Source organism: Paenibacillus sp. J2R1T-4 (assembly GCF_059692235.1).
Map to the genome: position 1 here is coordinate 128,573 of NZ_JCAUBA010000004.1, position 12,400 is coordinate 140,972.

At 48.0% G+C, this 12,400-nt stretch carries 12 protein-coding genes; 7 read left to right on the forward strand and 5 right to left on the reverse strand.

All coding sequences use genetic code 11. The features are described from left to right. The first annotated feature begins 148 nt into the window (after positions 1 to 148). The 3 genes from AC58QD_RS09490 to AC58QD_RS09500 are packed head-to-tail and all read left to right on the forward strand — an operon-like array spanning position 149 to position 3,591. Complete coding sequence (locus AC58QD_RS09490) at positions 149 to 1,252, forward strand: Fe(3+) ABC transporter substrate-binding protein (protein WP_497332428.1); 1,104 nt, start codon at positions 149 to 151, stop codon at positions 1,250 to 1,252. Beyond that, positions 1,253 to 2,914, forward strand: a complete 1,662-nt coding sequence (locus AC58QD_RS09495) for an ABC transporter permease (protein ID WP_497332430.1) — start codon at positions 1,253 to 1,255, stop codon at positions 2,912 to 2,914. After that, entirely contained in the window at positions 2,911 to 3,591 is a 681-nt protein-coding gene (locus AC58QD_RS09500) for an ABC transporter ATP-binding protein (protein WP_497332432.1), read from the forward strand. Before AC58QD_RS09495 ends, AC58QD_RS09500 begins: the two co-directional genes overlap by 4 nt. A gap of 84 nt (positions 3,592 to 3,675) precedes the next feature. Here AC58QD_RS09500 and AC58QD_RS09505 read toward each other — a convergent pair whose 3' ends face one another. Then, positions 3,676 to 4,434: a MerR family transcriptional regulator gene (locus tag AC58QD_RS09505; protein WP_497332434.1), complete on the reverse strand. Its 759-nt coding sequence runs from the start codon at positions 4,432 to 4,434 to the stop codon at positions 3,676 to 3,678. Between the two features lie 153 nt (positions 4,435 to 4,587). Between AC58QD_RS09505 and AC58QD_RS09510 the strand changes: the two genes are divergently transcribed. Then, on the forward strand, positions 4,588 to 5,430 hold the full coding sequence (locus AC58QD_RS09510) for a nucleotidyltransferase domain-containing protein (protein ID WP_497332436.1): 843 nt from the start codon (positions 4,588 to 4,590) through the stop codon (positions 5,428 to 5,430). Between the two features lie 75 nt (positions 5,431 to 5,505). Here the strand turns inward: AC58QD_RS09510 and AC58QD_RS09515 are convergent, their stop codons facing one another. Together AC58QD_RS09515 and AC58QD_RS09520 are read right to left on the reverse strand one after the other, a co-directional pair. After that, positions 5,506 to 6,756, reverse strand: coding sequence for an aminopeptidase (locus AC58QD_RS09515; protein WP_497332438.1), 1,251 nt, complete (start codon positions 6,754 to 6,756; stop codon positions 5,506 to 5,508). A 42-nt stretch (positions 6,757 to 6,798) separates the two neighbouring features. Continuing rightward, positions 6,799 to 7,050 carry a YolD-like family protein gene (locus AC58QD_RS09520; protein ID WP_497332440.1) on the reverse strand — a complete coding sequence of 84 codons (252 nt, stop codon included), beginning with the start codon at positions 7,048 to 7,050 and terminating at the stop codon, positions 6,799 to 6,801. A 385-nt stretch (positions 7,051 to 7,435) separates the two neighbouring features. Between AC58QD_RS09520 and thyA the strand changes: the two genes are divergently transcribed. The 3 genes from thyA to AC58QD_RS09535 all read left to right on the forward strand — a co-directional run bounded on the left by thyA (position 7,436) and on the right by AC58QD_RS09535 (position 9,313). Next, the gene (thyA, locus tag AC58QD_RS09525) at positions 7,436 to 8,269 is read left to right on the forward strand and encodes a thymidylate synthase (protein ID WP_497332877.1); all 834 of its coding nucleotides are present in this window, start codon (positions 7,436 to 7,438) and stop codon (positions 8,267 to 8,269) included. A 122-nt stretch (positions 8,270 to 8,391) separates the two neighbouring features. Continuing rightward, a complete protein-coding gene (locus tag AC58QD_RS09530) occupies positions 8,392 to 8,613 on the forward strand; it encodes a DUF2905 domain-containing protein (RefSeq protein WP_497332442.1) in 222 nt (73 codons plus the stop codon). A 115-nt stretch (positions 8,614 to 8,728) separates the two neighbouring features. Then, positions 8,729 to 9,313 (forward strand): type 1 glutamine amidotransferase family protein, encoded by a 585-nt coding sequence (locus tag AC58QD_RS09535; RefSeq protein WP_497332444.1) that lies wholly within the window; start codon positions 8,729 to 8,731, stop codon positions 9,311 to 9,313. A gap of 176 nt (positions 9,314 to 9,489) precedes the next feature. Here the strand turns inward: AC58QD_RS09535 and asnB are convergent, their stop codons facing one another. Continuing rightward, positions 9,490 to 11,340, reverse strand: a complete 1,851-nt coding sequence (gene asnB / locus AC58QD_RS09540; RefSeq protein WP_497332446.1) for an asparagine synthase (glutamine-hydrolyzing) — start codon at positions 11,338 to 11,340, stop codon at positions 9,490 to 9,492. Between the two features lie 139 nt (positions 11,341 to 11,479). Further along, positions 11,480 to 12,391 carry a D-alanyl-D-alanine carboxypeptidase family protein gene (locus tag AC58QD_RS09545; protein ID WP_497332448.1) on the reverse strand — a complete coding sequence of 304 codons (912 nt, stop codon included), beginning with the start codon at positions 12,389 to 12,391 and terminating at the stop codon, positions 11,480 to 11,482. Positions 12,392 to 12,400: the final 9 nt, after the last annotated feature.

The window sequence follows — 12,400 nt, forward strand, 5'->3', positions numbered from 1 at the left end:
GTTTTATCATAATTAATATACAAGCAATAGGTGAACAATAAGTTAACAAAATAAGCATTGACAGGAATGGAGCGAGATGATAAATTGAATCTTGTCGATTATGATAATCATTATCAATTGAACTACATACGTTATGGGGGCTATTATTATGAAAAGATTCCACAAGATTTCGATTGCATTAACATCTGTACTGTTTGCTGGCTTATTGTCAGCTTGCGGATCGGGTGCTTCGGATGGTAAGCAGCAAGGAGCTTCTCCATCGCCATCGGCAACACCAACAGCAACTGTGAAACCTGCCTCCACGGAAGTGAACGTCTACACGGCCCGTCATTATGAGGTAGACGATACGTTGTACAGCAATTTCACCAAATCAACTGGGATCAAGGTCAATGTCGTGAAGGGTACGGCAGAAGAATTGGTTGAGCGCATGAAGCGCGAAGGCGCAAGTAGCCCTGCCGACCTGTTCATCACCGTAGACGGAGGTGTATTGAACAATGCCAAGCTAAGCGGTGTGCTTCAGCCGGTTCAGTCGTCCGTTATTACTGAGAATGTGCCAGCTCAATATCGTGATAAGGAGAACCAATGGATCGGGTTGTCATCACGCGCCCGGATCATTGCATACTCCAAAGAACGAGTGAAGCCGGAACAGCTTTCCACATACGAGGATCTTGCCACTGATAAATGGAAAGGCAAGGTGCTGGTACGCTCCTCTACAAGCTTATACAATCAATCGCTGCTTGCATCTCTGATCGAGCTTGGCGGAGAAGCCAAAGCGGAACAGTGGGCCAAAGGTATCGCAACGAACCTGGGCCGTGCGCCGGAAGGCGGCGACCGTGACCAGGCCAAGGCAATCTTGGCTGGCCAAGGAGATGTTGCCATCATGAACACCTACTACGTCGGACAGCTTCTTAACTCCAAGGATGCCGAGGAAGTGAAGGTAGGAAAGCAGATCGGAGTGTTCTTCCCTAACCAGCAGACAACAGGCACGCACCTGAACATCAGCGGAGCGGGTTTAGCCAAGAACAGCAAAAATAAGGATGCTGCGATCAAACTCATTGAGTACTTAACAGGTACTGAAGCTCAGGGGATCTTCTCCAAGGAAAACTTCGAATTCCCAGTTAACCCGAAGGCAGAGCTTCCGGAGCTGCTTAAATCATGGGGTGAGTTCAAGAAACAGCAGCTTGACTTTTCGAAGCTAGGCGAACACAATAAGAAGGCGGTAGAGATTCTTAATAAAGTAGGTTGGAAATAAGTGAAACACCCGAATATATGGATTCGTGAAATACGAAGACGAACGAACGGTTGGACCATTGCCGGATTTCTGGGGGCAGCAGTTATTCTGCTGCCCGTTTTTTTCATATTAATCTCCCTCGTCCAGACGCCAAATGAGAATTGGTCCCATATTAAACAATACGTCCTTAAGGATGCGGTCATTCAGTCATTTTGGCTTGTACTGTATTCTGGGCTTGGTGCAGCCGTGCTTGGTGTCGGATTAGCGTGGCTTACAGCTGCGTACGATTTTCCGCTGGCCCGTTGGTTTAGGTGGGCGCTTGCATTGCCGCTAGCCATACCACCATATATTGCGGCCTATACTTATAGCGCAATGCTGAGTTATACCGGCATTGTGCAAAAAACGTTACGCAACACATTCGACATAAAACCAGATCCGCTCTGGTTTGATTTTATGTCGATGCGAGGAGCGGTGTTTGTCTTTACGATGTTTCTGTTCCCTTACGTGTACATGATCGCAAGGGCGTTCCTTGAGCGCGAGACGGGTGCGTATGTAGAGAACGCGAGACTTCTGGGACGCGGACCATGGTCGATCTTCTGGCGCGTAGTGCTCCCGATCTCGCGGCCAGCAATCGTTGGGGGCGTTATTCTCGTTTGCTTCGAGGTGTTGAGCGATTACGGCGTTGTAAGCTATTTTGGAATCCAAACGCTCTCGACAGCTATATTCAAGACCTGGTTCGGTATGTACGATTTGGAATCGGCTAGCCAGCTGGCTGCTTGGATGATGCTTGGCGTTCTTGGGCTGTTTGTGCTCGAGCGCATGCTTCGCTCTCGACGACGGTACAGCTCGACAACAGGGAAGGTGCGTCCGCTTTTAAGAAGGCGGCTGCGACAAGGCCAAGGAACAGCGGCGTTTGCGTTGTGTGCGGTGGTTATGCTGCTGGCATTTGTTATCCCGGTTGTTCAACTGCTCGTCTGGGCTTCTTGGACGGCGGCTGACGTATGGACTGACGGGTTTTATAGATTTGCATGGAATACGGTAAGGGTTGCGCTTTTTGCTACAGCACTGATCCTAGCTGCTTCCTCCGTAATAGCAGTAGCGAGTCGTCAGCTGTCAGGCGGGCCCGGTTATTTGCTTGCAAAGGCGGTCACCGCAGGATATTCCATTCCAGGCGCTATTATTGCTATAGGCGTATTGTCCGTTTTTGTCCAGCTCGATCATTGGCTTGCTCCCGTCTATGTTTCGTTGGGAATCGGAGAAGGCGAAGCACCGCTTATTCTGAGCCTTTCCGTTATAATGCTAGTCACGGCGTATGTCGTCCGTTTCATGGCGACTGGATTCAACGCCTTGGAGGCGGGCTACGAGCGTATAAGTCCGAAGTATAGCGAATCATCGCGCATGCTCGGACGCGGGTTGGCGCAGACTTTTTGGCGTGTAGAGCTGCCGCTGCTTGGCGGAGCAATACTCAGCGGCACGGTGTTGACCTTCGTCGAGATCGTGAAGGAGCTGCCGCTTGCATTGCTTTTGCGCCCCTTTAATTTTGAGACATTGGCAACCAAGACTTATCAATATGCGAGTGACGAGAAAATATACGAAGCGTCGCTGCCTGCCCTGTGCATAATTGCAGTCAGTCTCGTGTCGGTGTATATACTCAATCGTATGGGAAAGAGGCTGGAGCAATGAACGTTGTCGAAATAAGAGATGTGAGGTTCTCCTATCAAGGAGGACGGTCTGCAGTGTTGGACGGTGTGTCGCTTGAGGTAAAACAAGGAGAGATTGTAGGCCTGCTCGGCCCGAGCGGCAGCGGCAAAAGTACGCTCCTGCGTCTAATTGCGGGGCTCGAGACGCCGTCGTCCGGACAGATTCTGGTTGGCGGTGCAGTTGTCGTCAATGACGCTGTTTACATGCCTCCCGAGAAGCGTGGTATCGGAATGGTATTTCAGGATTATGCCCTATTCCCGCACCTGACGATAGCGAGTAACGTAGAGTTCGGCTTGCACAAGCTCGCCCGTACCGAGCGTAAGCAGAGAGCGGCGGATATGCTTGAGCTGGTGCAGCTGCAGGACTACGGCTCGAGATATCCGCATGAACTGAGCGGCGGTCAACAGCAGCGCATAGCTTTAGCTAGAGCGTTGGCACCGAGGCCTTCCGTGCTGTTGATGGATGAGCCCTTCAGTAACCTTGACGCTGCACTGAAGTCGGGGCTCCGACTCGAGGTGCGCGATATTCTTCGCAAGGCAGAGATCACTTGTCTATTCGTCACTCACGATCCGGACGATGTCAATGCCATTTGCGACCGCAGTGTGATGCTCGGCAGGATGCAGACGCAGATGCAAGCGCCTGTACTGACATGTGTTTGAAGTACTACACATCAATCCCCGCACTCCAATCAGAGTGCGGGGATTATTCTTGCTAACATGTAACTGCGTTTGAAATATTGCTTATCAGCTCTTGGTATAAATCAGTACAGCATCTCTCAGGAAGACGGCTACGCCCGGCTGATCTTTGTCATAGTGAGCGGTGAATCTTTCGTCATCCACATACATCTGGGCGACACCTGCATGGGCTTCTTTGTTATAGCTGTCCCAATAGAAGCTGAGCCATTGACGGTGAAGATCTGCCGTTTTCTGAGCCAGTTCGCCGGCAGGGTCGCCTGTGGCGAATGCTTCTGCTAGCGTTGCATACAGCTCCGCGGTCAATTGTTCATTCTCGGCAAATTGCTTCTCGGTCATGCCCTTAAACTTTTTATTCGCTTTGTCGATTTGGTCCGAGCCATACTTCGCGCGGATTTCTTCTCCGTACTTCATCTCATTATCATCAATTAATTTTTGCTTGAAGCCTTCGAATTTCTGTTTGTCACTCATGGGTAATGTCCCTTCCTTCTGGGCTAATGTCATGTCTACATTGGCAATTAGCGCATCTAATTGTTCTCGTTTCGCGAGGAGCTTCTCACGATGCTCCCTCAACGCTTGGTCAGCATCATAGGTCGGTGAGGTGATGATTTCCTTGATTTCGTCCAAGGTGACTCCCAACTCCCGATAAAAAAGGATTTGCTGCAACCGATCAACCTCTGATCTTCCGTAGATTCGATAGCCTGATGAATTGATCCTCGCCGGCTTGAGAATTCCAATTTCATCATAATATCGGAGCGTCCGGGTACTGATGCCTGCCAGGAGCCCTAGCTTTTGCACGGTATATTCCATGTTCGTTCCTCCTGACAAATTCATCGTACACCTTTACGTACCGTCAATGTCAATCCCGTTTTATTAAAATGAATAGTGGAAACTTTTAGCCCCAAATGGCGTATTAAACATGCTGCACATTCCGTGTCATTCAAGAGGGGAGACTCGCCTAATATGCTGCCAGATCAAGTCCAGAAGGTTATGGAAATCTTATCCTGCTCATTAGAAAGTCGGTTGCCAAGCAAGATTGAATCCATCTACATTTATGGATCCATTGCCTTGGGTGACTATATAGTTGGCTCAAGTGATATCGATTTTATTGCCATTATCCGAACTGAATTGACCTCATCCGAAATACTGGCCATTGCAGAAGCTCATAACGAAGTAGAAATAGAGCTGCCGGAAACAGATATAATGGGGTCCTACATACACAGAGAAGATCTTGGAAAAGCAGTGAGACCCGGCCAACAGCTCATTACCTATTACAATAAACAATTACATACGAACGGTAAAGGAGCCGATCTTAATCCTATTACATGGTGGATTCTTCGTAATCATGGCATCTGTGCTTATGGAGCTACCATTTCTTTTACCTATGAATCACCATTGGATTCTTTGTTAAGGTACGTAATCGCAAATATGAACTCTTATTGGGTCGGCTGTGTAGAGCGACTCGAATTACAACTGCAGACTGTTGCTGCCTCCACTGCGGAGACATCCATTTCTACAGAGCAAGCGGATGAGGCTGTCGAATGGTGTGTGCTTGGTATGTTACGGCAATTGTATACGATCCGAGAACATGGTGTTACAAGTAAAATAGGAGCTGGTAAATACGGAATTCAGGTGCTTTCTGATCGGTGGCATGGACTTATTAACGAAGCCATAACACTCAAACAACTCCAACCGCAACGATTCTATAATTCTCAGCTGCAACGTCTGAGTGATCTGGTGGAATTGCTGCGCTGGATTCATTCGGAGACTAATCAGGCTTATAAGGCTTATACTGAACTGAAGTGAATGAGGGACCTGATTTCGAATAAATGCAGAATAACCTCCGAACAGAGATGTTCATCTCGTCCAGAGGTTATTTGTTTATTTTACCCAGTTCCCTTTGCGGAATAAAGGCTCCGACGTACCATCCTCAAGCTCACCATCGATATCTAACTCAGAAGAACCAATCATAAAGTCCACATGGGTAATACTAACATTTGCCCCTCGGGCAACCAATTCTTCCTTGGAGAGCTTCGTACCACCCTCGATGTTGAAAGGGTAAGCACTGCCAATGGCGAAATGGCAGGAAGCATTCTCGTCTATCCCTGTATTAAAGAAAATCCGATTCAGATTAGAAATAGGAGAATCATTGGCGACAAGTGCGACTTCGCCTAGGTAACGAGCGCCATCGTCCGTATCGAGTAGTGCTTTCAGGGCATCATACCCGACTTTGGCGGTGAAATCGGTAATTCTTCCGTCTTCGAAAGTTAACGTAAACTCATCAATCAAGGTGCCGTTATGATTAAGCGGCATTGTGCTCGATACCGTACCTCTTGTGCCAGGTCGACGAGGCATAGTGAATACTTCTTCAGTTGGCATATTGGGCACGAAGAACACTCCACTTTCGTTCAAGCTGCCGCCGCCAATCCATACATGCCCGTCGATTAATTCGACGGTAAGGTCCGTTCCCGGAGCTTTATAATGGAGCTTTTTGTAGCGTTTGGTGTTTAACTCTGATGAAAGGTTAGACAGCTTGTTACTATGCTCCTTCCAGGACATTACGGGATCCTCGCGGTCGATCCGATTCATTCGGAACACCGTCTCCCACATGGCTTCGAGCCTTTGCTCCTCTGGAATATCAGTGAACACTTTATCGGCCCAGGCTTGGGTTGGGACATTAGCGAGGCACCAACTTATTTTGTTCGTGCGGACATATCCGAGGAATTTCTGCCTTGCCATCGCGGCGGCCTTTGATGCAGAGGATACTTTGGCTGGATCTATTCCTTTGAACAAGTCCGGATTCGACACCCTGATGTTCAACAGAGCTCCGCCAGCTTCTGCAAGCTGTTCCATCATTGAAGCGTTCCACTGCGGATAATATGTGAATGATTCATCTGGACCGGACTCGAATCGCGCTAGTGTAACCGCCTCGTCATCCCATGCGACTTGCACGTATTTGGCTCCTGCTTGATAAGCCTTACGCACGATGATACGGGCAAACTCTGCCGCTTCCAACGGAGATTCCAAGTATAAGATCTGTCCAGGCTGCAGATTGACTCCCACTTTGATTAGGAGATCCGCGTATTTATGTAATTGCTGCTCAAACGTAGTTAACCCACTCATTTGACTCATTTGTTCCTCCCTTTTCCGATGGAATATACGCCCATCAGGAATCTAATTTTTAGGGTACTCCACTTTCATAATATCCATAAAAGGTACTTTTGTAATCTCGCCATTTTGCCGAATATGCACTTTGCCTGTTCGTGAGTCCATCGCATCAATCTGGCCGCGCACCGGTTCATTCCATCCCCAAACGGTAAGCACAATTTCGGAATCTTCCTGCTTCGCTTCGCTTAATTGGTTGCCGAGCTCCTCGAGTACGAATTCATCCCGCGTTGGTCGTTTCGCTACTTTTGCCTTTGCCATGCTGCTTCCTCCTTAATCTTGTCCATCTTCTTGGTCCAATAATAAAGCCGATTTTCCCTGTCCCAGACCCTATTTTACCATAGTATTTGTTTTGGCGTAGCAGGTACGGACAGCAAAGTCATTGATGTGGCGCTCAAGTATGGATACGAAAGTCCCGAAGCGTTCACAAAAGCATTTCAGAGCGACTTTAATGAGTCCGGCTTACGGGAGGCGAAATGTGAGGTATGGGTTTCTGTACAAAGGAAGAGCTAGAGTAATATAATAGGTGCTTTGAGCAAGCAAGCAGTCTGCAACATAAGCGGTCTGTTTTTTACTTGCTGAGGAGGGAAAAAGGAGGTACTGTTAGAATACTAGATCAAACTAGAGTGTGGAGGATTAACTTATGATGGGAAATATGGACGAAACTTACAAAAATTTAGTAATGGATATTTTGGAGAATGGACATTGGGATAAAGATCAACAAGTAAGAACGGTATGGGGGGATGGTACGCCCGCCTATACGAAAAGCCTAATTAGCAAGCAAATGGTTTTTGACAACACAGAAGTCCCTATTCTGACAACCAAATGGGTGCCTTGGAAATCGGCTATTCATGAGATGTTATGGTTTTATGTGAAGCGGACAAGCGACTGTTCCTATCTCGATGACCACAACGTGAAGATCTGGAAAGAGTGGACCAACTCGAATAATAATATCGGCAAAGCCTACGGGTACCAGCTAGGGAAGCCTATAATGATAAAGGGACAGATTACGAATCAAGTTCAACAGCTGATAGAGGGGCTCAAGCAAAACCCTGCCTCCAGAAGACATGTCATCTCACTGTGGAACATAGATGACCTCGACCAGATGGAATTATACCCTTGTGTATGGAATAATCAATGGTTGGTTAAACAAGGGAAGCTGCATTTAATTGTAAATGCAAGATCGAACGACATCGCTCTAGGCAACCCATTTAATATTTTTCAATACTATATATTACAGAGAATGGTTGTACAGGTTACGGGTTATGAGTTAGGGACGTTAACGTTTAATATGAATGACGCTCACATTTACGAACGGCATGTTGAACCCTTGCAAGAGCAAATCATACGGACACCTTATCCGGCTCCGCAGATCTGGATCAATCCTGACATACGCAACTTCGATGATTTCACGATTGAAGATTTCAAGCTTATCGATTACAAGTATCACCCGTCAGTGAAGATGGAGATTGCAATCTAAGAAGAAGCGACCATGGTGAAGTGTAGTAATTACTTGTGGCGAATAGAAAGCTAGATTGAACGTGTTTGTGTGGTGGTATGCCCTATTTGATTTTGTTAAATAATAGAATGGGGTGATCAACGATGAATAATTTTCCGAAACTTTTGATTTTTGCGGGCATTATCCTTATTATTGTTGGATTGATCTGGATGGTTGGCGGTCGATTCTTCAACCTGGGGAGATTGCCTGGAGATGTAGTAGTGGACAAAGGCAGCTTTAAGTTCTACTTTCCAATCGTCACTTGTATCGTGCTCAGTGTCGTATTGTCGTTAATCTTTTACGTGATTCGTTTGTTCACCAAGTAATGTGAGGTTACAAGAAATGTAAACATCTCTGATCAAATTAACATCACTGACCGTAGTTGTCAGTGATGTTTGTTTATTATATGAGTATAACTTGATGACGAGGAGCGATATTAATATGAAAAAAACAGTACTTATCGTATTAACAGACGGGTTTGCGGATTGGGAAGCCAGTTATGTAAGCGCAGAGTTGAACAAATCCACTACCAACTATCAAGTTAAGACCATAGCCATTGATCATGAACCAAAGGTTTCAATGGGTGGATTGCGCGTACTTCCGGACTATGTGCTTAATGAAATGGAGAGTATCTCTGATGTAGCCATGTTAATCGTCCCAGGTGGAACGGGCTGGAGAAGTGAGAAGAATCAGAAGATCCAAGCCCTTGTAGATTTTTACTTCAAACAGGAAATACCTGTTGCGGCCATATGTGATGCCACTACTTTTCTTGGCAACCATGGATTCCTCGACAACAACAAGCATACGGGCAATACGTTGGAATACCTGAAACAAGGTGCTCCTAACTACAAAGGAGATCGCCACTATGTAGATGCCCAGTCGATCAGCGGAGGAAACTTGATCACGGCTAACGGGAGCGGGGCAGTTGAGTTTACCAAGCATATTCTGGAGAAGCTTGGCGTCCTTGAAGGGGAGCAGCTCGAAGAATGGTACCATATCTTCAAGAAAGGTTACTTCCCGGCATAAGTCTGATCTAGTTTCAACTGACCTCTCAATTCGGTCGATAAGGAATTATGCAGTTGACCGTGTAGAGTAACGGAGATGAAGTAAGGTAGATGAATGAATAATAAGACGGCTGAACAAGGAGCGTGACTCCTTTTTCGGCCGTCTTTTTGGATTATATGATAGCGTGGCTAAGTGGATTAGCCCCGAGCAACTGACACCTTATACTCCCTCAGCCACATATTCATCATAGAGAGATAGGCAAGCAGCTGAGGTCCTGACATCAGTTGGCCGAACCAGGGCAGGTTCATTTGTGAGGCGTCAGATTCAGCAAGCTTACGAACCCGCTTCGCATCGATGAATTCGAGAATAGGAGAAGATGGTTCGTTCAATATATCCAAGAGGTTGCTTTGCAAAGCTAGCAAATAATTCGGGTTATGCGTCTTAGGGTAAGGACTCTTCTTGCGGGTTAACACATCCTCTGGCAGAATGCCCTTCAAAGCCTTACGCAGTATGCCTTTCTCTCGGTCGCCGGACGTCTTGATTTCCCAGGGAATATTCCAGACATAATCGATCAGACGATGGTCGCAAAATGGCACACGGACTTCAAGCCCGACCGCCATACTCATGCGGTCTTTGCGATCGAGCAAGGTCGGCATGAAGCGAGTGATGTTCAAGTAAGACATCTCGCGCATGCGGCGAGCATGGCCCGTCTCGCCTGCAAGACGAGGCACTTCAGCAAGCGCCTCCTCATAGCGATTGTCGAGTGTTGCCTGCGGCTGCAGCCAGTCGATCAACTCCGGCGACATTATGCTAAGCCGCGTATCGGCGGAGAGCGACCACGGGAACGTGTTCGCGTTCAGCGACTCCTCGCGGTGGAACCAAGGGTAGCCACCGAAGATCTCGTCAGCGGCTTCACCGGAGATCGCAACCGTAGCTCCTTTCTTGATCTCGCGACAGAACAAGTACAGTGAGCCGTCGATGTCGGCCATGCCTGGCATATCACGGGCATACACGGTCTCTTTGAGAGAATCGACCAGCTCGGGAGTATCGAACACTACATTATGCTGCACCGTCGCTAGATGGTCCACCATCCGTTGTATCCAGGGCGCGTCACTATTCGGGGTGAACACGCTGGATTTGAAATGCTTGTCGTTGTCGACATAGTCAACCGAATAAGTATGAACCGCTCCTTGACCATTCCGGTTGTACGATTCAACGGCGATGGCGGTCAAAGCGCTCGAATCGAGGCCGCCTGAGAGCAAAGTGCAAACCGGCACGTCGGAAGCCAATTGGCGTTCCACCGTATCGATCAGCAGCTCTCGCACTCGAGCTGCCGTGGCCTCGATATCGTCCTCATGAGGACGGCTCTCGAGCTGCCAATACGCCTTGACGCTAATGCCATTCGCGTCTACAACCATGCAATGTCCGGGCTTCAGCTCGGACATACCGCGATAGATCCCGCTGCCCGGAGTCCGCGCCGGACCGATGATGAACAGCTCTGCCAGCCCTTCTCGATCAATCTCAGGCTGGAAGCTAGGGTGCGCGAGAATCGCTTTCGGCTCAGAGCCGAACAGGAACGATCCATGCGAATAAGAATAAAAAAACGGCTTTACGCCGACGCGATCCCGTGCTACGAACAGATTCTGCTCTTCCTCGCTCCAGACGGCAAAAGCGAATATCCCGTTCAACCGATCTACGCAGGAGCGTCCCCACTCTATGAACGAGACCAACAAGACCTCCGTGTCGCAAGTCGTGGTGAACCGATGCCCGCGTTGCTCGAGCTCCCGCTTCAGCTCGGGTGCATTATATAACTCTCCGTTATAAACGATAGTGTACCCGTAATCCCCTCGGCGGCGAGTCATGGGCTGAGCCCCATTCTCAGGATCCATGACGCTAAGTCTGCGATGTCCCAGTGCGCAGTGCGCCGAAAGCCAATTACCGGAAGCGTCTGGTCCTCGGAGCGCCATCGTTTCCGTCATATTAATCAGAATGGAGGGATACTGAGTTAAGTCTTTTCGATAATCGACCCATCCCGTAATTCCACACATTTCAATCACCCTCTCGCCTACAAAGTATGTTCATGTCAAGAAAGCTGACGGCAGGCAGCAATACTATACACTATGCGCTTAGCCTGTCTGACATGTCTGTCCGGCTGGGTGTTTCCAATTGTGGTTTTTTACTTCTGGCCTAATTCGTTCGAGCTGTCAATTGAAAGCCATAATCGAACAGCTTGATTGTTTCAGTGAATCGTGAATCTGCTGTCTCTGCACCCATGACAACGGTTATGAGACGTCTCCCATCACGTTCCGTCGTTCCTGTAAAGCAATAACCAGCGGCGTCCGTGAAGCCCGTTTTGAAGCCGTCATTTCCTTTATAGGCATAAGACTGACCAGGCAAAAGTTCATTCGTAGTAGCCAACTTAACATTAGAACCGGCTAAACTTACATGGGTTTGTTTGGTTGTTTTGAGTATCTCTGGATATGTGGTAATGAGGTTATTGGCAAGCAGAGCAACATCCTTAGAGGTCAACTGGGTTTCGGATTTCACATTCTTTGGGGCATAGGGTCCAAGATCGGACAAGGATAATCCTGTTGCAGTTGCGAAATAAGCTGTACTGGAGAGCCCGATCTGTTTCGCTTTGCGATTCATTTGTTCAGTGAACGCCTTCTCATTTCCTGCCAAATGCTCCGCAACAGCGACTGCTGCATCGTTAGCGGAGTGAACGGCAATAGCTTGGAACATTTGTCGTAGAGTCAGTGACTCTCCTTGCTTCAAGCCAATCTGAGATCCTGTCACCTCGGCAGCGTAACGACTCACTTTGACTTGATCCTCCCATTTGCGGTTTCCTTTCTTGACTTCATCAAGGACCAATAGCTCTGTCATCATCTTAGACATGCTTGCAGGGGGAAGCGCCTCGTCCGCATTCAGGTCGTACAAGATCCGTCCAGTACCGGCTTCCATGATCAGAGCAGCGCGTGCTTGCAGCTGAGGCGGTGTTTGAGGTTGCATGGATGCCCAAGCTGATAAAATTTCTTCTCGATTTATATAGAATAGGCTGCCTAACCCTAAGATTAGGAAAAATATTAATTTGCGATTCATAGTTATTCT